Genomic DNA, 20,568 nt, shown 5'->3' with positions numbered 1-20,568 from the left:
CAACGGGTTCGGGTGCGGCGCATAGCTTCCCGTGCGGATCGCCGGCCCCCGGAACCAGGGGACGCGGCCTGTCGTCGGATGTCTGCGGCAGCTAGGTCTTTTTCGCCGGACGCTGCCAGGTGTCGAGCGACTTCTGCGGCGCGCGCGACAGCGTCAGCTTGTCGCCCGGCGCATCCTTGGTCAGGGTGGTGCCGGCGCCCAGCGTGGCGCCCGCGCCCACGGTCACCGGGGCGACCAATTGCGTGTCCGAGCCGATGAACACGTCGTCGCCGATGATGGTGCGGTGTTTGTTCACGCCATCGTAGTTGCAGGTAATGGTGCCGGCGCCGATGTTCACGCGCGCGCCTACGGTGGCATCGCCCACGTAGCTCAGGTGGTTGGCCTTGGAGCCCGGGCCGAAGCTGCTGTTCTTGATTTCGACGAAGTTGCCGACGTGAGCGTCGTCGGCCAGCGTGGTGCCGGGCCGCAGCCGCGCGTAGGGGCCGATGCGGCCGTCCGCGCCCACGCTGGCGCCGTCGAGGTGGCTGAAAGCCGCGATCGTCGTGCCCGCGCCTATGCGCACGTCGCGCAGCACGCAGTGGGGGCCCACGCTCACGCCGTCGGCCAGTTCCACCGTTCCCTCGAACACGCAGCCGACGTCGATGAAAACGTCGCGGCCGCAGGCGAGCGTGCCGCGCACGTCGAAGCGCGCCGGATCGGCCAGCGTGACGCCGGCTTCGAGCTGGAGCCCGGCCTGGGCGCGCTGGTAGATGCGTTCCAGTTCCGCCTGCTGGACGCGGCTGTTGACGCCAAGGGTTTCCCAGTCGTGGTCGGGCGCGGCGGACAGCACCGGCGCGCCGTCCGCGACCGCCATGGCGATGATGTCGGTCAGGTAATACTCGCCCTGGGCGTTGTCGTTGCGCAGCGCCGCCAGCCAGCGCTTGAGCGAGGCCGTGGGCACGGCCAGGATGCCGGTGTTGACCTCGCGGATGGCCAGTTCTTCGGCGCTGGCGTCTTTGTGCTCGACCACGCGGACAATGGCACCGCCGGCTTCGCGCACGATGCGGCCGTAGCCGGCGGCGTCGGGCAATTCGACGGTGAGCACCGCCACGGCGTCCGGTTGGGACGCCTGCGCCGCCAGCAGCCGCGCCAGCGTGGCGCCGCCGACCAGCGGCACGTCGCCGTACAGCACCAGGGTGACGTCGTTCCCGCCGCCGCTGGCCAGCTCTGGTACGGCTTGTTGCACAGCGTGGCCCGTGCCGAGCTGGGGTTGTTGTAAAACGAAGCTGAGCGCCGCATCGCCCGCATAGTGGCGCCGGACCGTCTCGGCGCCATGGCCGACCACGACGACCACCCGATCGGGATCCAGAGTCCGGGCGGCGTTCAGCACATGGGTCAGCATGGGGCGTCCGGCCAGGCCGTGCAGCACCTTGGGAAGATCGGACTTCATGCGTTTGCCCAAGCCCGCGGCCAGGATCACGATGTTGAGCATTGCGGAACTACTCCGTCGAGTGGTGTGGAAAGCGTGGCAGTTTAAGGCAGTTGCGAGGCAAACAGATGATTCGAAGTGTACTCATCGTCGTCGTGCTGGGCCTGTTGAGCGCTTGCAGCGCGATCAGGCTGGGCTACGACCATGCCGACAAACTGCTGGCGATGCGCATGGACGACTGGTTCGACCTGGCCGATCCGCTGCGCGCATCCGCCCATGAGCGCATGCACCGGGTGCTGGCCTGGCATCGGCGCGAAGAGCTGCCGCGCTATGCGGCCATCCTGAACGAGGCGGAACGCCGGCTTGCCGATCCGGCGCCGCTGCAGGCCGCCGAGCTGCTGGCCCTGCAGCGGCGCGTCACGCAACGGCTGCTGGTGCTGGGCGGGCAGGTGGCGGACGAGTTCGCCGACGTGCTGGCGCAGGCCGGGCCGGAGCAGCGCAAGCGGCTGCTGGCGCGTATCGCCGAGAGCAACGAAGATTTCCGCGAGGATTTCCTGGACGCTCGGCCGGCGGCGGTGCGCAAGCGCCGTATCGGCCAGACCACCGAACGCTATGAATTCTGGCTGGGCCGGCTGGACGAGGCCCAGCATGCGCGCATCGAGCAATGGGTCGATGCGCGTCCGCTCGACGCGTCCTGGCGGCTGGGCGTCCGGCAGGCACGCCAGCAGGCTTTCGTCGGCATCCTGGAGCAGGCCGCCGGCAACCGGTCCGGGCCGCAGGCGGCCACCCGCCTGAAGGCATTCTTCGCCGACCTGGAAACCCCCGCGGCTCCCGCGTTGCTGGAGCGCCATCGCATGGACGAACAGGCGCGCAGCCAACTGACCGCTGACCTGTTCAACATGGCCAGCCCCGCGCAGCGCGACAAGGCGCGCGCCCGGCTCAAGGGCCTGGCGCGGGATTGCATGGAACTGGCGGCCAAGGCGCCGGCGCGCCAGGCGAACGACGAGGCGGCGCGCGCGCGCCTGGCGCTGGCCGCCGCGATGCTGGCCGGCGAATGACGAGCTAGGGCGGCGCTGGCGGCTCAGCCTGCGAGCAGCTTCTCGATTTCGCGCGTCAGCCGGCCATCGTTGGGCTCGACCGCGCTGGGGAAGGCCGCCACCGGACTGCCGTCGCGGCCGACCAGGTATTTGTGGAAATTCCACTTGGGCGGCTGCCCCGTGCTGCGGGCCAGCGTGGCGAACAGCGGGTTGGCGTCCTTGCCCGACACCGCGGTCTTGGAAAAGATCGGAAACTTCACCCCATAGGTATTGAAGCAAAGCTCGGCGATCTGCTCCTTGGAGCCCGGTTCCTGCGAGAAGTCGTTCGAGGGGAAGGCCAGCACCACCAGGCCGCGGTCGCGGTACTTGGCGTAGAGCTGCTCGAGTCCTTCGTACTGGCGGGTGTAGCCGCAATAGCTGGCGGTATTGACCACCAGCAGGACCTTGCCGCGATACTGGCACAGGTTCTGCGGCGCCTCGTCCTGCAGGCGCGGGAAGCTGACGTCCAGCATGGCGGGGCAGCCGGACGCGGCCGGCCGATCCGGCCCGGCGGCAGCGGCGGGGCGCGTCCAGCCGAGCGCGGCGGCGGTGGCCAGGGCCGCGCCCAGGAGGGCGGCGCGGCGCAGCGCGATGGAATGCGGGACGGCTTGCAGGCGGCTGGCATGCTTCATGGTGCGGCTCCCGGCGGGTGCGGCGTCAGAGAAAGACGGCCAGTACGCCCGCGTACCAATATAAACGGTCCTTGAAGATCTCGCCGTTGGCGTACAGGCCGATCAGCGGCAAGTCGCCGAGCTGCTGCTGGACCAGATGCATCTCGGCCGATGGGCCGCCGAACAGCGTGCCGGTACGGCCCAGACAAGAAATATAGAGCGCGCCGCGCACCCGGTCCATGCCGCCGTGCGCGGATTCGATGGTCTCGCGCAGCGCGGTGCACGCGCGGATCAGGTCGGCCTGGGCCGCGCCGCGGTCGCGGCGGCAGAACACCACGTGGTCCGCCTCTTCGAGGTCGGTGCCGATGGCCAGCGCCCCGGCGCGCGGATCGACGCCGATCAGCGGGCGGATCTGGTAGTCGCCATGCGCGAAAGCCTGGCCGCTGCCCATGCCGACGAACGTGCCTTGCAGCATCTGGATCGCCGCCGAGGGCTGGCCCGGCGCGGCGGCGCGCGCCGGAGGCAGGCCCTCCGGCATGCCCATGTCGTGCAGCAGCACGTCCAGCGCCGGTTCGCCGTCGAGCCGGTTCAAGCGGCGCCCGGACGATTCGGTAATGCGGTGCGCCGGACCGATGGGTCGGCAGCTCTGGCTGACCCGGCTGGCGACGGCGACGTTTTCCGAGAAGACCACGCCGGACAGTCCGCCCGACAGCACCGTGTCGGCGATCATCGCCTGGGGATGGCGGCTGCTCGATACGCCGCCGAACACGGTCGCGCCGGCGAGCTTGCCGCACATGTCTTGGATCAGGTCGGGCAGGTCGGGCGTGGCGGAGTCGGCATGGACCAGCGCGGTCCAGGCCGCGCGCCGGCCGTCGGGCGTGCGCGCCTGCGGGCCGGGCGGCCGCGCCGCGCCGGAAAAGACCTGGAAATCGTCCGGCGCGAAGTCCGCCAGCATCAGCGCCATGGCTGGTTCGTCGATGTATTCGGCCATGCCGGCGGCGATGCCGACGCCGATCGCGCCGGTCCAGTGCGTCACGCCGGTGCGCTCGCGCAGAAAAGCCAGGATTTCGCCGGCCTCGGCGGCATGGTGGTCGGTCAGGTACAGAAAGCCCAGCGTCGCGGCGGCGCCGGCGCCGCTGCGGCTGGCTTGCTCGATCTGGGCCAGGCACAAGGATGCCGACATGCGCCAGTCCGGATGGGTGGCGTGGGCCCAGGGGAACTGCCCGCTCATGACGGGGCCTTGCCCTTGCGCGCGGCAGTAGCTGTTTTGCCGGCGCGCTTGGCCGGGGCCTTGCGGGCGCGCGCAGGCTTGGCCGCTGCCGCCGGCTTGGCGGCAGCGGGGGTGCTGGGCATCGAAGCCGAGGCGGCGGCGGTCATGCGGTTGAACTGGTCCTGCATCATGTTCCACCACAAGGCGGCCGACGGCGCATCGCTGGTCTTGGCGTCTTCGCCGCCTGCCGGGGCGCTGCCGCCGGAGGCGGCGCCAGCCTCGGGCGCGGGTTCGGGCGACGGCGCCGCGGCGGCCTGGGCCGGCTGGGCATCGGCCGGCGCGCGGCGCAGGCCCAGCACGACCTCCAGCGGCGAGGGCGCCGCGTCGCTGCCCGCGCCGACGCCGTAGGCCTGGCTGGCGGTCTGGGCGAACGAGCGCAGCGTGGAAATCGTGGCGCGCTGTACTTCCAGCCCCTGGATGGTTCCGCGCAGCATGGTCAGGTTCAGGTTGAGCCAGTTCTCCACCGCACGCAGGTCGGTGATGCGGCGATCCAGCTCGTCGATGCCGGCGGCGGGGGAAGCCGGCACGGTATGCGACAGCGCGCCCAGGCTGGTCCAGGCCTGCCGCATCATCTCCATGCTTTGCAGCACGGGGTTGGCGATGTTGCCGCTATCGCCGGGAAGCTGCAGGCCCGGGATGCCGAACGGGTTGCCGGAGGCGAAGGGATTGCCGGATTGGGATGCCATGGCGGGTTCCTTGGGACGCTATACGCTGGTGGGAATGGCAACGGCCTGGTCGATGGCGCCGAACAGGCTGGCACCGGATTCGTCGAGCATTTCGATATGGATAGTGTCGCCGAATTTCATGAATCCGGTGCTGGCCGAGCCCGTGGCGATGGTCTCCAGGCAGCGCTTCTCGGCGATGCAGGCATAACCCGCGCCGGCATCCTTGTTGGAGACGGTGCCCGAGCCGACGATGCTGCCGGCGCGGCAATTGCGCGTCTTGCAGAGATGCGAGATCAAGCGGGGGAAGTTGAACACCATGTCGGTGCCGGCGTGCGGGCGGCCCACCACCTGGCCGTTCCAGGTGATCACCAGCGGCAGGTGCACCATGCCGTCGCGCCAGGCCGGGCCCAGTTCGTCGGGCGTGATCGCCACCGGCGAAAAGGCCGTGGCGGGCTTGCTCTGGAAGAAGCCGAAGCCTTTGGCCAGTTCGTTGGGGATCAGGTTGCGCAGCGACACGTCGTTGGCCAGCATCAGCAGCCGTATGCCGTCGGCGGCCTCGGCCGGCGTCGCGCCCATGGGCACGTCGCCGGTGACGACCGCGACTTCGGCTTCGAAGTCGATGCCGAAGGCTTCGCTGCCGCAGACGATGTCGTCGGTGGGGCCGAGGAAGTCGTCGCTGCCGCCCTGGTACATCAGCGGGTCGGTCCAGAAGGTTTCCGGCATCTCGGCACGGCGGGCCTTGCGCACCAGCTCGACGTGGTTGACGTAGGCCGAGCCGTCGGCCCATTGGTAGGCGCGCGGCAGCGGCGCGGCGCATTGCGCGGGCGAGAACTCGAACGGCCGTGCCGCGCGGCCCGCGTTCAAGGCGTCGTACAGGTCCTGCAGCTGCGGCGCGATGAAATTCCAGTCGTCCAGCGCGCGCTGCAGCGTGGGCGCGGCGTCGGTGGCGAAGTGGGCGGTGCGCAGGTCGCGCGAGACGACGATCAACTGGCCGTCGCGCGAGCCGTCGCGGAAGGAGGCGAGTTTCATGGCGGGTGGAAAAATGGGGACTATGGCCGAACAGTAACATGAGCCGTCGGGCCCTCCGGAGCGGTCCGCGTAGCAGTCGCTTACCGACGGTGGCAGGCCGGCCGCCGGCGCTCCGTTACGATAGGGAGATCGTGCCGACCCCTGGCCCTCCGGCTTGTGCGAGGCTTCTTTCAGCGTGAACGGGCCCTGGCGCCATTCCCATCATGAATCCTCCTTTTCTTTCCGCTCGCCGCGCGCTGTTGCGCGGCGGCGCACTGATCGCGTTCGCCGCGGCGGCGCTGCCCCTGCACGCCGCCGACAACATGTCGCCGCCTTCCGCCGCCTTGCTGACCTACAAGCTCGGGGCCCTGGCCAAGGGCTTCAAGATCAACGTCGACAGCACGCTCGACTGGCAGCGCAGCGGCGACGACTACAAGATCGTCAACCGCGGCAGCTTCATGTTTTTCAGCTTCGTCTGGGAAAGCACCGGCACGGTGGGCCCGAACGGCCTGCAGCCGGCGCGCTACCAGGAGACCCGCAACAAGCGCGTCAAGGTGGCCGAATTCGATGCCGCCGCCGGCCGGCTGCGCCTGCCCAGCGGCAACGAAGAGCCTCTGCAGGCCGGCACGCAGGACCGCATGTCGGTGCTGCTGCAGCTGTCGGCCATGGGCCGGGCCGACAGCGGCGCCTTCGCCGACGGCAAGGTGCTGCCATTCCGGGTGGCGGGCTCCAGCCGCTCCGACAACTGGCGCTTCCGCGTCGCCGGCAGGGAGAAACTGTCCACGCCCATGGGCGAACTGGACACCATCCACCTCACCCGCGAGCGCGACCACGACGACGGCCAGAAAATCGAGGTCTGGCTCGCCCCTGGCCAGGACTGGCTGCCGGTGCGGGTGCTGTCCAAGGAAGCGGACGGCGACTACCTGGACCAGGTGATCGCGAAGATCGAGCCTGCGCGCTGAAGGGCCGCCCTTCATGCATACGCTGCAAGTTGGGTGAGTCTTCGAAGATTGCGGTAACTACGTGGGATCTCTCTATCCCGATGCTCATCGCCCGGTGGTTAGGCGAGGGTAAGGTTGGTTCATCTTTGATGGACTAATCCATTGGATTACAATGAGCCACGAGCAAGGTCTGCACAGCATTGCGGAGTTGCCTACGTATATTCGATTGGCCGACAAGCTTTTGAGCAGGGAAGAGCGCCTTGCATTGATTGGCTATCTGGCCGAGCATCCCAAGGCAGGAACAATTCTGGAAGGCGCCGGCGGCGTGCGCAAGCTGCGCTGGCGCCGCGGCGGGCAAGGCAAGAGTGGAGGCGTACGTGTTATCTATTACTACCTACCACGACGACCGTATGCCTTTGTATCTGCTGACACTATTTGCCAAGGGCGATAGAGCCAATCTGACCAAGGCCGAACGCAATGAGTTGGCGGACTTGGTCGCCATCTTGATCGGCATCTGGAAAGGAAGGTCATCATGAACGAGGCATTCGAAGGCATCAAGCAGGGACTGCGGGAAGCCATCGCCCACGCCAAAGGAGATGAGCGCGGCGTGCGTGTGCATCGCCCCCGCGAGATCGACGTAAAAGCCGTGCGCGCCAAGGTGGGCATGACCCAGGAGCAATTTGCCGCGCGCTTCGGTTTTTCGACGGCGACTCTACGACACTGGGAGCGAGGCGACCGTACCCCGCGCGGTCCCGCCCTGGTGCTGCTCAACGTGATTGAACGCAACCCGCAGGCCGTGATCGAGGCCTTGGCCTGATCGGCCGAAGCCGAGGCTTGCCGCACCGTTGCCCCCAGCGGAACGTAGTGTTCCCCCGCGCGCGATTGTTCCGCGTATCCGTCGTCTTCAGAATGGCCGCCATGGTTTTCTCACGGCGGCCGGATGCAATCTCCCTTCGTTCACTTCATTGTTAGCGGCGACGTCGCGATCCTGGGCATCGACCATCCTCCGGTCAATGCTTTGGGAGCCGCGCAGCGGGCGGCGCTCGACCAGGCGCTGTCGCGGGCCGAGCAGGATCGCGGTATTGCCGCCGTCGTGATCGCCGGTTGCGGCCGCATGTTTTCCGGCGGCGGCGACATACGCGAGATCGGCCGGCCCGATGCGCCCGGCACGGTCGGCATGGCGGCGCTCGCGCGCCGCGTCGAGACTTTCTCCAAGCCCGTGGTGGCGGCCTTGCATGGCCGGTGCATAGGCGGCGGCGTGCTGTTGTCCATGGCGTGCCACGCGCGCGTGGGCGCCGGCGACAGTGTATTGATGCTGCCGGAACTGAACCTGGGGCTGGTGCCCGGCGCGGGCGGGACGCAGCGCCTGCCGCGCCTGGTGGGGCTGGAGAACGCGCTCGACATGGTGATCCGGGCCCAGGCCTGGGATGCGCCGACGGCGCGCGAACGAGGGCTGCTCGACGAGATCGCGGCGTCGGGGGAAGGCGAGGACGCGCCGGCCATGCTGGCCGCGTCGCCCGTTGCTGCTGCCTGCCGCCGGGCCCGCGCCATCGCGGCGGGCGTCCTGCCATGGCGGCGCACGGCGCAACTGGCCGTGGCGCCGGCCCGGGACGGCCTGCGCGAGCAGTATTGCCGGGTCGCGGCCGCGTGCTTTCCGGAGCGGCAGGCCGGCGGGGAGGCCGTGGATCTGATCCTGGCGGCCGCGCGGCTGGCGTTCGAAGACGGCATGCAGGCAGAACGCGAATGCTTCGCGCGCCTGGCCGGCGGCAGCCAGGCGCAATCCCTGATCCACCTGTTCTTCGCCGAGCGCGCGCTGGCCAAGGCCGACGACGCGCCCGGTCCGGATGCGCGCCGCGCGATCGCCGCCCGGTTCTTGCAGGCCGCGGACGATACCCGTCCGCCATTCGCGCGCTGGGTCGGCATCGCCCGGAGCTGCCTGGCCGAGGGCTTGGCCACGCGCGCCGAGTTCATCGATGCCATCGCCGTCAAGGATTGCGGTTTTCCCGCTTTACATGGAGGTCCCCTGCACTATGCCGGGCAACACTGATTCGCCGGACCGCCTCGCGGCGGCCCATGCTCTGGACCCGCTGTTCGCGCCCGCATCGGTCGCGGTGCTGGGCGCGTCGGGCGATCCGCTCAAGATCGGCGGCCGCCCGATCAAATTCCTCAAGTCGCACGGCTATGCGGGCACGATCCATCCGGTCAATCCCAAGGGCGGCGAGATCCAGGGCCTGCCGGCGCTGCGCAGCGTGGGCGAGCTGCCGCGGGGCGTCGATCACGCCATCGTCGCGCTGCCGGCCTCGGCCGTGCTGGACGCCGCCGCCGCCTGCGCTGAGCGCGGCGTCAGGGCCATGACGATCTTCAGCGCGGGTTTCGCGGAAACCGGGCCGGAAGGGGCCGCCATGCAGGCGCGGCTGTCGGCGCTGGCGCGCGACAGCGGCATGCGCATCATCGGCCCCAATTGCATGGGCGTCATGAACTTCCGCATCGGCATGATCGCCAGCTTCGCCTTCATGGTGGACCTGGGGCTGCCGCGGCTGGGCCGCACCGCGCTGGTCAGCCAGAGCGGCGCGTTCGGCGGCCAGGCGCTGGTGATGGCCAACCGCCGCGGCCTGCCGCTGGGGGCGTGGGTCACCACGGGCAACGAGTGCGACGTGGAGATGGCCGACTGCATCGCCTACTTCGCCGGCGACGACCAGACCGACGTCATCATGGGCTACATGGAAGGCTGCCGCAGCCCCGGCAAGCTGGTGGCCGCGCTGGCGCTGGCGCGCGAGCGCGGCAAGCGCGTCGTCATGGTCAAGGCGGGCAGCTCCGACGTCGGCAAGGCCGCGGCGCAATCCCACACCGGCGCGCTCGCCGGCAACGACCGGGTCTACGACAGCCTGTTTCGGCAGTATGGCGTCTACCGCGCCGATTCGATCGAATCGTTCTTCGACGCGGCCTATGCGGCCGGCAGCGGCAAGCGCATGCCGCAAGGCAAGGTCGGCGTGTTCACGGTGTCGGGCGGGGTGGGCGTGCTGATGGCCGACGTGGCCGAGCGGCAAGGGCTGGAGCTGGCGCCGCTGCCCCAGCCGGCGCAGGACACGCTGCGCGCGCTGCTGCCGCTGGCGGCGGTGCGCAACCCGGTCGACGGCACGGCGCAGATCTGGAGCGACATGGCGCTGTTCCGCCGCTTCGTGCGCACCATGCTGAGCGAGGGGCGCTACGAGGCCGTGGTGTTCTTCCTGACGGCGATGCCGTATTCACCGCCGCTGCAGCAGCCCATCATCGACATCTTCACCGAGCTGCGGCAGGAGTTTCCCGATCTCGCGCTGGTCCTGTCCATGCTGGCGCCGCCCGCGCTGCAGGACACCCTGGCCGAGCGCGGCTATCTGGTGATCGACGACGCCTCGCGCGCCATCGAGGCGCTGGCGGCGCTGCACGTCCTGTCGCAGCCCAGCGCCGGTCCGGTGGACCGCACGAAGTTGCCCAGGCTCGCGCACATGGCGGAACTGACGACGGGCAACGAACATGCGGCCAAGCAGGCCCTGGCGCAGGCGGGCATACCGATGCTGCCGGAGCGGGCGGTGGCCGACCCCGACGAGGCTTGCCGCGCGGCGCGCGAACTCGGCTATCCGGTGGTGCTCAAGGCCTTGTCGGCGGACATCGTCCACAAGAGCGAACTGGGCGCGGTGGAGCTGGGCATCGCCGACGAGGCCGGCCTGCGCGCCGCCTGGGACGCCATCGCCGGACGGGTGGCGCAAGCCGCGCCGCAGGCCCGCCTGGACGGCATGCTGCTGGCGCCGATGGCGCCCCCGGGCGTGGAGATGATATTGGGCGTGCAGCGCGATCCGGTCTTCGGGCCCGTGGTCATGGTAGGCATGGGCGGCATCTATGCCGAGCTGCTGGACGACGTCGCGCTGCGCATCGCGCCGGTGGACCACGACGCGGCCCGCGCCATGGTGCGGGAACTGAAGGCCTTCCCCTTGCTGGACGGCGCGCGCGGCCGGCCGCGCGCGGACCTGGAGGCGCTGGCCGACGCCATCGTCCGCCTGTCGGTATTCGCCGGCGTGCATGCCGACCGGCTCGAATCCATAGACATCAACCCCTTGCGGGTCTTCGAGGCGGGGAAGGGAGCCGCGGCGCTGGATGCCGTGCTGCTGGCCCGCGCGGCACGCGAAGAGGAGACCGCATGAGCAAGACCGTGACCTTTTATTTCTCGCTGTTGTCGCCCTGGGTGTACATGGCGGGGCCGCGCTTGCACGAGATCGCGCAGCAGGCGCATGCGAACGTGGCCTACCGCCCCATCGACCTCTTGCGCGTATTCCGCGAGACCGGCGGCACGCCGCTGGCGGCGCTTTCCCCCGCGCGGCGCGAATACCGCGCCGTCGAGCGGCGGCGCTGGTCGCGCTACCTCGGCATGCCGATCAGCGAACAGCCGCGCCACCATCCGGTGGACGAATCGCTGGCCGCCGGCACGGTGCTGGCCGCCGAGCGCGCGGGCCTGCCGCCCTGGCCGCTGGCGCAGGCCGTCCTGGCGGGCGTGTGGGTGCGCGACCTGGACATATCCGACCCGGCCGCGTTGGCGCGGATCGCCGACGAGGCGGGGTATCCGGGCAAGGAGTTGGTGGCGGACGGCGCCGGCGCGGAGTGCCAGGCCTCGTTCGACGCCCATACCCGCAAGGCGCTGGCCGGCGGGATATTCGGCGTGCCGAGTTTCGTGGTCGACGGCGAACTGTTCTTCGGACAGGACCGCCTGGACTTCGTGCGGCGCGCGTTGACCGATGATTGAGACCCAAAGGAAGCTATCCATGAACTCCGCAAAGAAGCTCTTCGCCCTCTTCCTGTCCATCGCCGGGCTGCCGGGCGGGCAGGCGGCCCATGCCCAGGCGCAGGCCTATCCGTCGCGGCCGATCACCTGGGTTTCGCCGTGGACCGCCGGCGGCGGCAACGACATTCTCTCGCGTGCGCTGGCTGAGCAATTGTCGTCCCGGCTGGGCCAGACCGTGGTCGTGGAGAACCGGCCCGGCGCCACCGGCACCATAGGCACGGCCCAGGTCGCGCGCGCCGCGCCCGACGGCTATACCCTGACGCTGGCCAGCGCGGCGACGCATGCCACCGCGCCGGCGATCTACAGCAAGCTCAGCTACGATCCGGTCAAGGACTTCACGCCCATCACGCTGGTGGCGACCGTGGCCAACGTGCTGGTGGTCCATCCCTCGGTTCCCGCCGCCAACCTCAAGGAACTGATCGCCTACGCCAAGGCGCATCCCAACCAGCTGAACTATTCGTCGGTGGGCGCGGGCTCCATCCAGCACTTGTCGGGCGTCATGTTCAACCAGCTTGCCGGCGTCGAAACCGCGCACGTTCCCTACAAGGGCACGGCGCCGGCCGTGGTTGACTTGCTGGCCGGGCGCGTACAGATGGCCTTCGAGAGTCTGCCCACCATGCTGCCGCACATCCGCAGCGGCGCGCTGCGCGCCATAGGCGTGACCACCTCCGCGCGCTCCCAGGTGCTGCCCGAACTGCCGACTCTGGCCGAGGCGGGCCTGCCCGGGTTCGACGCCTCGCTCTGGTACGCCGTGATGGGGCCGGCCGGCATCCCCGAGCCGGTGGTCAAGACCTTGCACGACAGCGTGGTGGCCAGCCTGAAGACGCCGGAAGTCATGCGCCGCCTCTCGGAGCAGGGCGCCGATCTGGCGACCAGCACGCCCGCCGAACTGGCCGCCTTCGTGCGCAAGGACACCGAGAAGTGGGCCGGCTTCATCAAGCGCGCCGGCGTGAAGCTGGATTGAACGCTAGCGCGCCCGACCGTCGAGGTGGGCGCGCAGGTGGCGCAGGTAGGCGTTGACCGCGGGCGCCAGGCGGCGTCGGCCCAGCACGCAGACATCGATCGTGGTGCGGCCCAGCAGCGGGTCGGACAGCGGAATGCCGACCAGTTGCCCGGCGGCCTGGTGCTGGCGCAGGGACACGCTCAGCAGGATGGCGACGCCGCCGTGGCCGCATACGAAGGTCTGCATCGCCGCGATCGAGCTGGTGACCAGCACCGGCGCCAGGTGCAGCTTCTCGATCCGGGCCACGGCGTCGATCAGGTGCCGCACGCCGGTATCGGTGGCGGGCAGCGCCATGGGATAGTCCAGCAGTTCGGCCAGCGCGACCGAGGCGCGCCCGGCCAGCGGGTGCCCCGGCCAGACCACGGCGCACAGCGGCGCGGCGATCCGCGCCGCGCATTCCACGCCATGGGAGGCGCGCGGCGAGAGCGCGATGCCGATGTCGGCCTGGCCGGTTTCGATGGCGGCCAGGATCTCGTCGCTGCCGTCCATGGCCAGTTCGAAGGTGATGCCGGGATACTGCTGGCGGAACTCGCCTATCGTGGCGGCGGCCAGTTCGGCGGCGTAGCCTTCGATGCTGCGCAGGCGCACGTGCCCGGTGCGCAAGCCCTTGAGCGCGTCGAGTTCTTCCAGCACCAGCCGCTTGCCTTCGCGCAGGCCCTCGACATAGTTCAGGTAGATCTCGCCGGCCGGCGTCAGCGTCATGCTGCGGCTGTTGCGGTCGAACAGCTTGATCTGCAGTTCGGCCTCGAGGCGGCCGATGTGCCGCCTCACCACGGAGGGCGCCAGGTCCAGCCGTTCGGAGGCCTTGCGCAGGCCGCGGCACAAGGCGACCTGGTAGAAGCACTCCTGTTCGTCGCTATGCATGGTCGGCCTGGGAGGGCGCCGCCCTAGGGCAGCACCTTTACCTGGTCGACGATCTCGGTGGTGAATGCCGCCTTGTAGTCGACCTTGGGGTCGAGCAGCTTTTCCTGGACCATGAAATCGTAGGTCTGCTTCCAGCGCGCGTCGGTCATGGTCAGCAGGCCGCGCGTGCGGGCGTCGCCGCCGTCGACTACCTGCGCGTCGCGCAGCGCCTTGACGCCGTAGTCCAGCAGGGCCTGGGCCATCTGCGGATTGTCCTTGCGGATCAGCGCGTTGCCGGGCGCGGGATTCTTCAGGTAGCTCTTCCAGCCTTCGGCGCTGGCCAGGACGAAGCGGCGCAGCGCGTCCTGCTTGGCGGCCAGCGCGGCCTTGGTGGTGACCAGGGTCTGCGCATAGGGCGGGTAGCCTTCGGCGCCCAGCAGGAACACGGTGGGGGTGAAGCCGCCCTGGGTCTGGACGGTATAGGGCTCGGAGGCGAGGTAGCCTTGCGTCGCCGAGTTCTTGTCGACCAGGAAGGGCTGGACCGAGAAGGTGTAGGGCTTCTTCTGCGCCTCGGTGAAGCCGTACTTGGTCTTGAGCCAGGGCCAGAAGGTGGTCTCGCTGGCCTGGCCGATGAACAGTGTCTTGCCCTTGAGATCGGCCAGGGTCTTGGGGCCCGGGTGCGACACCAGCACCGTGGGCGACTGCTGGAACGTGGTGGCGATGGTGACCAGCGGCAGCCCCTGCTCCACGCCCTTGTAGGTCTGCAGGTCGTCGCCCATGGCCAGGTCGTACTGGCCGGCCAGCAGCAATTGCAGGACGTTGACCTGCGGGCCGCCCATCTTGATGGTCACGTCCAGGCCGTGTTTCTTGTAGATGCCTTCGGCCACGGCCTGGTAGAAGCCGCCGTGCTCGGCCTGGGCGTACCAGTTGGAGCCGAACACGATGCGCGCGGGCGCCTGGGCCTGGGCCTGGCCGGCGGCGCCCAGCGCCAATGCGGCCGCCAACAGCGAGAGGTTGAAGGAACGGCGGGTAGAACGCATGGTGGGGGCTCCGTAGCAGGAAAGACAGGCCGCGCCGGCCGGTCAGAGATCGTCGGACCAGCGCGCCAGCACGGCCCGCGACAGCAGCGTCATCGCGGCAAAGAGTATTACCCCCGCCGCGGTGATGAGCAAGAGCGCTGCGAACAGGCGCGGGATGTTGATCTGGTAGCCGGCCTGCAGGATCTGGTAGGCCAGGCCGGTCTGCGAGCCGCCGGTGCCGGCGACGAATTCGGCCACCACCGCGCCGATCAGCGCCAGCCCGCAGGCGATGCGCAGCCCGCCGAAGAAGGCGGGCAGGGCGGAGGGCAGCCGCAGCCGCCACAGGATCTGCCAGCGTCCGGCGCGCTTGAGCCGGAAGAAATCGAGCAGGCCGGGGTCGATGCTGCGCAGCCCCAGCACGGTGTTGCTGATGATGGGGAAGATCGCCACGATGGTGGCGCACAGCGTCAGCGCCATCAGGGTGTTCTCGACCCAGATGATGATGAGCGGGGCCACCGCCACGATGGGCGTGACCTGCAGCAGCACCGCGTACGGGAACAGGCTGGCCTCGATTACGCGGCTCTGCACGAACAGGAAGGCCAGCAGCACGCCCAGCGCCGTGGCGGCCAGCAGCGCCAGCGCGGTGATCTGCAGCGTGACCCACAGCGAGGCGGATAGCAGCCCCCAGTCCTGCACCAGCGTGCGGGCCACGTCCACCGGCGACGGCACCAGGTAGACGGGCACGTCGAAGGCGCGCACCAGGCCGTGCCACAGCGCAACCACGATCAGCGCGACGATGAGCGGGGCGACCAGGCGCAGGCTCCTGCTCATGCGCGCTCCCCCGGCGTGGCCGGATGGGGAAGGGAGCGGATCATCGCTGTCCCTCCACCAGCGCCGCCTGCAGCCGCGCGGCCTGCATCGCGAACTGGGGCGACACGCGGAAGGCCGCATCGCGGCGCGTTGCCTCGATGGCGATGTCGGCGACGATGCGCCCAGGCCGGCGCGACATCACGATCACGCGGTCCGACAGGTAGACCGCCTCGAAAATGCTGTGGGTCACGAACACCACGGTCAGGCCTTGCGCGGCGGCAAGCGCCAGCAACTCGTCGTCCAGGTGCTGGCGCGTGATGTCGTCGAGCGCGCCGAAGGGTTCGTCCATCAGCAGCAGCGCGGGTTCGGTCACCAGGGCCCTGGCGATCGAGACGCGCATGCGCATGCCGCCCGACAGCTCGCGCGGCAGCGCGCCGGCGAAATCGGCCAGCCCGACCCGCTCCAGCGCCTGCATGACGCGCGCGCGCCGCTCAGGCTTGCCGCCGCGGCGCTCCAGGTCCAGCGGCAGGCGCACGTTGGCCGCCACCGAGGCCCAGGGCATCAGCGTGGCGTCCTGGAATACATAGGAAAGCCGGGAGTCGTCGACCTCCCGGCGCAATGTCCCGCAGGTCGGCGCATCCAGGCCGGCGCAGATGCGCAGCAAGGTGGTCTTGCCGCAGCCGGACGGCCCGAGCAGCGTGACGAATTCGCCGGCGCGCACGTCCAGGTCCAGCGGCGCCAGCGCCTCGACGCCGTTGGGAAAACGGCGTCCGACGCCGCGCGCCTGCAGGACCGGCGCGATGTTCAATGCGCGGCGCCGTGGCGCAGGAAGCGCACGGTGTGCTCGGCCATGCCGTCGTTCGCGTCGTCGCGGCAGGCCGGAGCCGACGGTTCGGGATCGACGTGGTCGAAGGCCGTGTCGCCGTTCGGATCCGGCACGCCCGTGGGCCGCAGGCTGGCGAAATCGAACAAATCCCGGTCGAGCAGGTGCGAGGGCGTCACGCGCGACAGTGCGTTGAAGATGTTCTCCACGCGGCCCGGAAAGGCCCGCTCCCACTCGTCTATCATCCGGCCGGCCTCCTGGCGCTTCAGGTTTTCCTGCGAGCCGCACAGGTTGCACGGAATGATGGGGAAGGCCTTCCATTCGGCGTAGGCCACCAGGTCGTCTTCCTTGACGTAGGCCAGCGGCCGGATCACGGTGTGGCGGCCGTCGTCCGAGACCAGCTTGGGCGGCATGCTCTTCAATTGCCCGCCGTAGAACAGGTTCAGGAAGAAGGTGGCGAGGATGTCGTCGCGATGGTGGCCCAGCGCGATCTTGGTGGCCTTGAGCTCGTCGGCGACGCGGTACAGGATGCCGCGGCGCAGCCGCGAACAGAGCGAGCACATCGTCTTGCCTTCGGGGATCACCCGGGTGACGATGGAATAGGTATCCTGCGTCTCGATGTGGAAAGGCACGCCCAACCCCGCCAGGTAGCGCGGCAGCACGTCGTCGGGAAAGCCCGGCTGCTTCTGGTCCAGGTTTACCGCGACGATGTCGAAGTCGATGGGCGCGCGCTCGCGCAGCTTGAGCAGCAGGTCCAGCATCCCGTAGGAATCCTTGCCGCCCGACAGACAGACCATCACGCGGTCGCCCGGCTCGATCATGTTGAAATCGCCGATCGCCCGGCCGGTCTCGCGCATCAGGCGCTTTTCCAGCTTGTTGCGCTCGCGCTCGAGCTTCAGCCGCGCCCGGCCCGCCTCGGGAGTGCTCGTGGCAAGTGAAACGACGGCATTCATATCTTCTTTCATCCAAAACCTCCCCCGAAGGGTACGGCGGCTTCAAACCGCCTACAACGGTGCTCACCCCGGGCACAGCGGATCCGGCTTTGCCGGTCCGCAAGTAGAGCCCCCCCGGGGGGGCGCGCGTCAGCGCGTAGGGGGGGGAACTGCCATTCGGTTCGCGGTGACTTCGATGCCTACCGCCGCGCAGTCCGCGAAAGCCTGCGGCTTGGCCACGCGCAGGCGCACGCTGGCGATCTCGGCGAACTGGTCGAGCAGCCGCTGGGCCAGCCGGTCGCACAGCGTCTCGAGCAGGTTCACGTGGGCGCGCGTGCATTCGTCGATGATGCATTCGCGCAGGCGGCGGTAGTCCAGCACTTCCTGGATGCCGTCGTGGTCGGGCTTGTCCACGCCTTGCAGGTCGATCTCGGCATCGACGTGCAAGGGCTGCGTGGCGCCACGCTCGTGGTCCAGTATGCCTATCTGCGCATCGATGGCCAGGCGGTTGAAGAAAATGCGGCGTGTGCCCATGGTTGTGCTCAAGTCTTCTGGCCGGCGGCAATGGCGTCCGCCGGCGGGTTCATCATGCTGAAATCGCGGTCGAAACCGACCAGGTGCTGCCCGCCGTCCACCAGCAGCGTCGTGCCCGTGATCGACGCGTTCTGCGCCGCGAACAGCACGGCCTGGGCGATGTCTTCGGGACGGCTGGCATGGCCCAGCGGGGCCATCGCGTGGGTCTGGGCGAACTGCTGCGGCGTCTGCAGGTGGCTGATCATGGTCAGCCCGGGCGCCACGCCCACCACCCGCACGGCCGGCGCCAGCGCCTGCGCCAGCATGGTCGTGGCCGCTTCCAGCCCGGCCTTGCTCAAGGTGTAGGAAAAGAAGTCCGGGTTGTAGTTCCAGAGTTTCTGGTCCAGCAGGTTGACCACCGCGCCGCGCGCCGGCGCGCCGCGCCGGGCCACGTCGGCCGCCAGCGCCCGCGCCAGGATCACCGGCGCCACCAGGTTGGGCAGGAAGTGGGCCTGCAGCATCGCCGGGCCGAACGAGGCCACGTCGTCGTATTCGAACGTGGACGCATTGTTCACCAGCGCGTCCACCTGCCCGAACGCCGCCTGCACGGCCGGCACCAGCGTCTCGGCGGCGGCGGGGTCGGCCAGGTCGCAGGCGAACAGCTCCGCGCGCGCGCCCAGCGCCTGCAGCGCCTCGCGCGTCTCCTGCGCGGCGTCGCGCGAGGTCGAATAGTGCACCGCCACGTCCCATCCCGCCCGCGCGAACGCCAGCGCGATCTCGCGGCCGATGCGGCGGGCGGCGCCGGTGACCAGGACGACGGGACGGATGGAGGCAGGGCGCGCGTCGCTCATGGCGAGTCGGGTCCGGGGAAACGGCAAAGCGGGGATTTTAGCAAGGGCGGGATGGCCAAGTCCTAGTTGGGCGAATGCGTCTTGAGCCAGTCCTTGAGGGCGTTGTTCATCCGTGTTTGCCAGCCCCTGCCGGTGGCTCGGAAGGCGGCCAATACTTCTTCGTCAAACCGGATGGTGGTTGCCGATTTGTTGCTGCCAGCCGGCCGACCACGGCGTGCACGGGCTTCCGCTATCCCCGCTTCCATTTCCTGCTTGGTCAGCGGACGCTCATCTTCATCTTTGCCGTCCCATACGAAATAGCCACCCGCGGGCGGTTGTTTCATGGCAAGCAGGGCTTTCTCACGATTAGTCCGGGTCTTCGAGCCAGGCATGATATTCCTCCGATTCTTCCTTGCCGGCGGGGCGGAAACTGATCACACGCGTTGTGTTATCACGACCCATATGCACCAGCGTTAGCACCATTAATTGGTCGAACACGTAGGCGAAAGACTGAGTGCGATGCTCGCCATTGCGTACAACGGCAATGTCCAACCTGATATCGCTATCCAAAACCCAGGCGCATCAGCGAAGTCCAACCCGTGCTTTTCCAGGTTTTTCTTGCGCTTGTCTTCGTCCCAGGTAAGATACGATCCATGTGAATTATTGTACTAACAAATAATCGAGAGGCAAGAAATAACGGGATTCCCGTCTAGTGAATCTCAAGCGATCATTCCCCCGGAGCCTGCTGAAGCCGGAGCAAGCCATGCCACCGTGGGAAAATCCCTTCCCATGAAGAATCTTCCCGAACTCGATCCCCTGGCCCGCGCGCACGCCGACCGCGTCGCCGACCACCTGGCCGCGCAGATCCGCGCCGCCGGCGGCTGGCTGCCGTTCGACCGCTGGATGGAACAGGCCTTGTACGCGCCCGGCCTGGGCTATTACGCTGCCGGCAGCGCCAAGCTCGCGGAAGGCGGCCGGGCGCCTTCGGGCGATTTCGTGACCGCGCCCGAATTGACGCCGCTGTTCGCGCGCACCCTGGCACGGCAGGCGGCCCAGGTGCTGCAGGCGTGCGGCGGCGCCGAGGTGCTGGAATTCGGCGCCGGCACGGGCGCGCTGGCCGACGGGTTGCTGGCGGAACTGGACGAACTGGGCCTGCGCGTGCGCTACCGCATCGTCGAAGTCTCCGCCGACCTGCGCGAGCGTCAGCGCGCGCGGCTGGCGCCGTATGGAGACCGGGTCGAATGGCTGGATGCCCTGCCGGTGTCCTTCACCGGCTGCGTGGTCGCCAACGAGGTGCTGGACGCCATGCCGGTGCGGCTGTTCCGCTGGGGCGAGGCGAGCTTGCTCGAGCGCGGCGTCGCGCTGGGGGAAGGCGGCCAATTCGTCTGGCAGGACCGCGCCGCGCCGGCCGACCTGGCCCGCCTCGTCGCGGCTCGCATGCCGCCCCTGCCGGGCTACGTATCCGAGGTCAACCAGCAGGGCGAGGCCTTCGTGCGCGGCATGGGCACATGGCTGAAGGCGGGCGCGGCGCTGCTGATCGACTACGGCTTCGCGCGCGCCGAGTACTACCATCCCCAGCGCGCGGAGGGCACGCTGATGTGCCACCTGCGGCACGTCGCCCATGCCGACCCGTTCGTTGCCGTGGGCGTGCAGGACATCACCGCCCACGTCGATTTCACCGCCATGGCGGAAGCGGCGGTCGAGGGTGGACTGGAGGTGCTGGGCTATGCCTCGCAAGCCAATTTCCTGATGAATGCCGGCCTGATGGACTTGCTCGCGCGCATGGACCCGGCCGACGCGGCGGCCTATGCGCAGGCCGTCGCCCCCGTGCAGAAGCTGCTGTCGCCGGCCGAGATGGGCGAACTGTTCAAGGTGCTGGCGGTAGGACGCGGCGTGGACGAGCCGTTGATCGGGTTCGCCCGGGGCGACCGCAGCCACACGCTGTAGTCCGCGCGAGCCGTTTGCCGCGTCCGGGCGCGCGGCCTATGCTCACTGCTGTTCTT

General features: G+C 69.2%; 22 protein-coding genes. 9 read left to right on the top strand and 13 right to left on the bottom strand.

The genetic code is table 11. From position 1 onward, the window contains the following. Positions 1-91 precede the first annotated feature (91 nt). Complete coding sequence (glmU, locus tag PIGHUM_RS00665; protein ID WP_124077319.1) at positions 92-1,471, bottom strand: bifunctional UDP-N-acetylglucosamine diphosphorylase/glucosamine-1-phosphate N-acetyltransferase GlmU; 1,380 nt, start codon at positions 1,469-1,471, stop codon at positions 92-94. 65 nt (positions 1,472-1,536) lie between these two features. On the opposite strand from glmU, the gene PIGHUM_RS00660 reads away from it, so the two are divergent. Then, positions 1,537-2,466: a DUF6279 family lipoprotein gene (locus PIGHUM_RS00660; RefSeq protein ID WP_124077318.1), complete on the top strand. Its 930-nt coding sequence runs from the start codon at positions 1,537-1,539 to the stop codon at positions 2,464-2,466. A 23-nt stretch (positions 2,467-2,489) separates the two neighbouring features. Here the strand turns inward: PIGHUM_RS00660 and PIGHUM_RS00655 are convergent, their stop codons facing one another. From PIGHUM_RS00655 to PIGHUM_RS00640, 4 genes are read right to left on the bottom strand one after another with little or no spacing between them, the layout of a single operon-like run. Beyond that, on the bottom strand, positions 2,490-3,116 hold the full coding sequence (locus PIGHUM_RS00655; protein WP_124077317.1) for a glutathione peroxidase: 627 nt from the start codon (positions 3,114-3,116) through the stop codon (positions 2,490-2,492). Between the two features lie 25 nt (positions 3,117-3,141). After that, positions 3,142-4,326 carry an FIST signal transduction protein gene (locus PIGHUM_RS00650; RefSeq protein WP_124077316.1) on the bottom strand — a complete coding sequence of 395 codons (1,185 nt, stop codon included), beginning with the start codon at positions 4,324-4,326 and terminating at the stop codon, positions 3,142-3,144. Beyond that, entirely contained in the window at positions 4,323-5,051 is a 729-nt protein-coding gene (locus PIGHUM_RS00645; protein WP_124077315.1) for a PhaM family polyhydroxyalkanoate granule multifunctional regulatory protein, read from the bottom strand. Before PIGHUM_RS00645 ends, PIGHUM_RS00650 begins: the two co-directional genes overlap by 4 nt. An 18-nt stretch (positions 5,052-5,069) precedes the next feature. After that, positions 5,070-6,059, bottom strand: coding sequence for a fumarylacetoacetate hydrolase family protein (locus PIGHUM_RS00640; RefSeq protein ID WP_124077314.1), 990 nt, complete (start codon positions 6,057-6,059; stop codon positions 5,070-5,072). A gap of 203 nt (positions 6,060-6,262) precedes the next feature. On the opposite strand from PIGHUM_RS00640, the gene PIGHUM_RS00635 reads away from it, so the two are divergent. The 7 genes from PIGHUM_RS00635 to PIGHUM_RS00600 all read left to right on the top strand — a co-directional run bounded on the left by PIGHUM_RS00635 (position 6,263) and on the right by PIGHUM_RS00600 (position 12,756). Next, the gene (locus PIGHUM_RS00635) at positions 6,263-7,000 is read left to right on the top strand and encodes a DUF3108 domain-containing protein (protein WP_124077313.1); all 738 of its coding nucleotides are present in this window, start codon (positions 6,263-6,265) and stop codon (positions 6,998-7,000) included. A 151-nt stretch (positions 7,001-7,151) separates the two neighbouring features. After that, entirely contained in the window at positions 7,152-7,430 is a 279-nt protein-coding gene (locus PIGHUM_RS24100; protein WP_124077312.1) for a hypothetical protein, read from the top strand. An 81-nt stretch (positions 7,431-7,511) separates the two neighbouring features. After that, positions 7,512-7,796: a helix-turn-helix domain-containing protein gene (locus PIGHUM_RS00620; RefSeq protein ID WP_124077310.1), complete on the top strand. Its 285-nt coding sequence runs from the start codon at positions 7,512-7,514 to the stop codon at positions 7,794-7,796. Positions 7,797-7,919: 123 nt separating this feature from the next. Beyond that, positions 7,920-9,026, top strand: coding sequence for an enoyl-CoA hydratase/isomerase family protein (locus PIGHUM_RS00615; RefSeq protein ID WP_124077309.1), 1,107 nt, complete (start codon positions 7,920-7,922; stop codon positions 9,024-9,026). Next, complete coding sequence (locus PIGHUM_RS00610) at positions 9,010-11,157, top strand: acetate--CoA ligase family protein (RefSeq protein WP_160142087.1); 2,148 nt, start codon at positions 9,010-9,012, stop codon at positions 11,155-11,157. The genes PIGHUM_RS00615 and PIGHUM_RS00610 overlap by 17 nt, the downstream gene beginning before the upstream one ends. Then, positions 11,154-11,753, top strand: coding sequence for a 2-hydroxychromene-2-carboxylate isomerase (locus tag PIGHUM_RS00605; protein WP_124077307.1), 600 nt, complete (start codon positions 11,154-11,156; stop codon positions 11,751-11,753). Before PIGHUM_RS00610 ends, PIGHUM_RS00605 begins: the two co-directional genes overlap by 4 nt. 19 nt (positions 11,754-11,772) lie before the next feature. Continuing rightward, the gene (locus PIGHUM_RS00600) at positions 11,773-12,756 is read left to right on the top strand and encodes a Bug family tripartite tricarboxylate transporter substrate binding protein (RefSeq protein WP_160142086.1); all 984 of its coding nucleotides are present in this window, start codon (positions 11,773-11,775) and stop codon (positions 12,754-12,756) included. Between the two features lie 3 nt (positions 12,757-12,759). On the opposite strand, the gene PIGHUM_RS00595 is transcribed toward PIGHUM_RS00600, so the two are convergent. The 8 genes from PIGHUM_RS00595 to PIGHUM_RS00560 form a co-directional block, all read right to left on the bottom strand. Next, positions 12,760-13,659, bottom strand: a complete 900-nt coding sequence (locus tag PIGHUM_RS00595; RefSeq protein ID WP_124077305.1) for a LysR family transcriptional regulator — start codon at positions 13,657-13,659, stop codon at positions 12,760-12,762. A gap of 23 nt (positions 13,660-13,682) precedes the next feature. Beyond that, entirely contained in the window at positions 13,683-14,678 is a 996-nt protein-coding gene (locus PIGHUM_RS00590) for an ABC transporter substrate-binding protein (protein ID WP_124077304.1), read from the bottom strand. Positions 14,679-14,720: 42 nt separating this feature from the next. Continuing rightward, complete coding sequence (locus PIGHUM_RS00585; protein ID WP_124077303.1) at positions 14,721-15,488, bottom strand: ABC transporter permease; 768 nt, start codon at positions 15,486-15,488, stop codon at positions 14,721-14,723. A gap of 40 nt (positions 15,489-15,528) precedes the next feature. Next, positions 15,529-16,275: an ABC transporter ATP-binding protein gene (locus PIGHUM_RS00580; RefSeq protein WP_124077302.1), complete on the bottom strand. Its 747-nt coding sequence runs from the start codon at positions 16,273-16,275 to the stop codon at positions 15,529-15,531. Continuing rightward, positions 16,272-17,255 carry a tRNA 2-thiocytidine(32) synthetase TtcA gene (ttcA, locus tag PIGHUM_RS00575; RefSeq protein ID WP_246012847.1) on the bottom strand — a complete coding sequence of 328 codons (984 nt, stop codon included), beginning with the start codon at positions 17,253-17,255 and terminating at the stop codon, positions 16,272-16,274. Before ttcA ends, PIGHUM_RS00580 begins: the two co-directional genes overlap by 4 nt. Before the next feature lie 117 nt (positions 17,256-17,372). Further along, positions 17,373-17,756: a dihydroneopterin aldolase gene (gene folB / locus PIGHUM_RS00570; RefSeq protein ID WP_124077301.1), complete on the bottom strand. Its 384-nt coding sequence runs from the start codon at positions 17,754-17,756 to the stop codon at positions 17,373-17,375. An 8-nt stretch (positions 17,757-17,764) separates the two neighbouring features. Further along, positions 17,765-18,586, bottom strand: a complete 822-nt coding sequence (locus tag PIGHUM_RS00565) for an SDR family oxidoreductase (RefSeq protein WP_124077300.1) — start codon at positions 18,584-18,586, stop codon at positions 17,765-17,767. Positions 18,587-18,648: 62 nt separating this feature from the next. Beyond that, positions 18,649-18,909, bottom strand: a complete 261-nt coding sequence (locus PIGHUM_RS00560) for a BrnA antitoxin family protein (protein ID WP_222929197.1) — start codon at positions 18,907-18,909, stop codon at positions 18,649-18,651. A gap of 445 nt (positions 18,910-19,354) precedes the next feature. On the opposite strand from PIGHUM_RS00560, the gene PIGHUM_RS00550 reads away from it, so the two are divergent. Then, positions 19,355-20,512, top strand: coding sequence for a class I SAM-dependent methyltransferase (locus tag PIGHUM_RS00550; protein ID WP_124077298.1), 1,158 nt, complete (start codon positions 19,355-19,357; stop codon positions 20,510-20,512). Positions 20,513-20,568 lie beyond the last annotated feature (56 nt).

Source organism: Pigmentiphaga humi, assembly GCF_900606115.1.
In the GTDB taxonomy this organism is placed as follows: domain Bacteria; phylum Pseudomonadota; class Gammaproteobacteria; order Burkholderiales; family Burkholderiaceae_B; genus Pigmentiphaga; species Pigmentiphaga humi.
This window is presented reverse-complemented; position numbering and strand designations above follow the sequence as displayed.

Bases quoted from the DNA above. Each gene is read 5' to 3' on its own strand.
- glmU (WP_124077319.1), bottom strand. From the start codon at position 1,471: ATGCTCAACATCGTGATCCTGGCCGCGGGCTTGGGCAAACGCATGAAG.
- PIGHUM_RS00660 (WP_124077318.1), top strand. From the start codon at position 1,537: ATGATTCGAAGTGTACTCATCGTCGTCGTGCTGGGCCTGTTGAGCGCT.
- PIGHUM_RS00655 (WP_124077317.1), bottom strand. From the start codon at position 3,116: ATGAAGCATGCCAGCCGCCTGCAAGCCGTCCCGCATTCCATCGCGCTG.
- PIGHUM_RS00650 (WP_124077316.1), bottom strand. From the start codon at position 4,326: ATGAGCGGGCAGTTCCCCTGGGCCCACGCCACCCATCCGGACTGGCGC.
- PIGHUM_RS00645 (WP_124077315.1), bottom strand. From the start codon at position 5,051: ATGGCATCCCAATCCGGCAATCCCTTCGCCTCCGGCAACCCGTTCGGC.
- PIGHUM_RS00640 (WP_124077314.1), bottom strand. From the start codon at position 6,059: ATGAAACTCGCCTCCTTCCGCGACGGCTCGCGCGACGGCCAGTTGATC.
- PIGHUM_RS00635 (WP_124077313.1), top strand. From the start codon at position 6,263: ATGAATCCTCCTTTTCTTTCCGCTCGCCGCGCGCTGTTGCGCGGCGGC.
- PIGHUM_RS24100 (WP_124077312.1), top strand. From the start codon at position 7,152: ATGAGCCACGAGCAAGGTCTGCACAGCATTGCGGAGTTGCCTACGTAT.
- PIGHUM_RS00620 (WP_124077310.1), top strand. From the start codon at position 7,512: ATGAACGAGGCATTCGAAGGCATCAAGCAGGGACTGCGGGAAGCCATC.
- PIGHUM_RS00615 (WP_124077309.1), top strand. From the start codon at position 7,920: ATGCAATCTCCCTTCGTTCACTTCATTGTTAGCGGCGACGTCGCGATC.
- PIGHUM_RS00610 (WP_160142087.1), top strand. From the start codon at position 9,010: ATGCCGGGCAACACTGATTCGCCGGACCGCCTCGCGGCGGCCCATGCT.
- PIGHUM_RS00605 (WP_124077307.1), top strand. From the start codon at position 11,154: ATGAGCAAGACCGTGACCTTTTATTTCTCGCTGTTGTCGCCCTGGGTG.
- PIGHUM_RS00600 (WP_160142086.1), top strand. From the start codon at position 11,773: ATGAACTCCGCAAAGAAGCTCTTCGCCCTCTTCCTGTCCATCGCCGGG.
- PIGHUM_RS00595 (WP_124077305.1), bottom strand. From the start codon at position 13,659: ATGCATAGCGACGAACAGGAGTGCTTCTACCAGGTCGCCTTGTGCCGC.
- PIGHUM_RS00590 (WP_124077304.1), bottom strand. From the start codon at position 14,678: ATGCGTTCTACCCGCCGTTCCTTCAACCTCTCGCTGTTGGCGGCCGCA.
- PIGHUM_RS00585 (WP_124077303.1), bottom strand. From the start codon at position 15,488: ATGAGCAGGAGCCTGCGCCTGGTCGCCCCGCTCATCGTCGCGCTGATC.
- ttcA (WP_246012847.1), bottom strand. From the start codon at position 17,255: ATGAAAGAAGATATGAATGCCGTCGTTTCACTTGCCACGAGCACTCCC.
- folB (WP_124077301.1), bottom strand. From the start codon at position 17,756: ATGGGCACACGCCGCATTTTCTTCAACCGCCTGGCCATCGATGCGCAG.
- PIGHUM_RS00565 (WP_124077300.1), bottom strand. From the start codon at position 18,586: ATGAGCGACGCGCGCCCTGCCTCCATCCGTCCCGTCGTCCTGGTCACC.
- PIGHUM_RS00560 (WP_222929197.1), bottom strand. From the start codon at position 18,909: ATGAAACAACCGCCCGCGGGTGGCTATTTCGTATGGGACGGCAAAGAT.
- PIGHUM_RS00550 (WP_124077298.1), top strand. From the start codon at position 19,355: ATGAAGAATCTTCCCGAACTCGATCCCCTGGCCCGCGCGCACGCCGAC.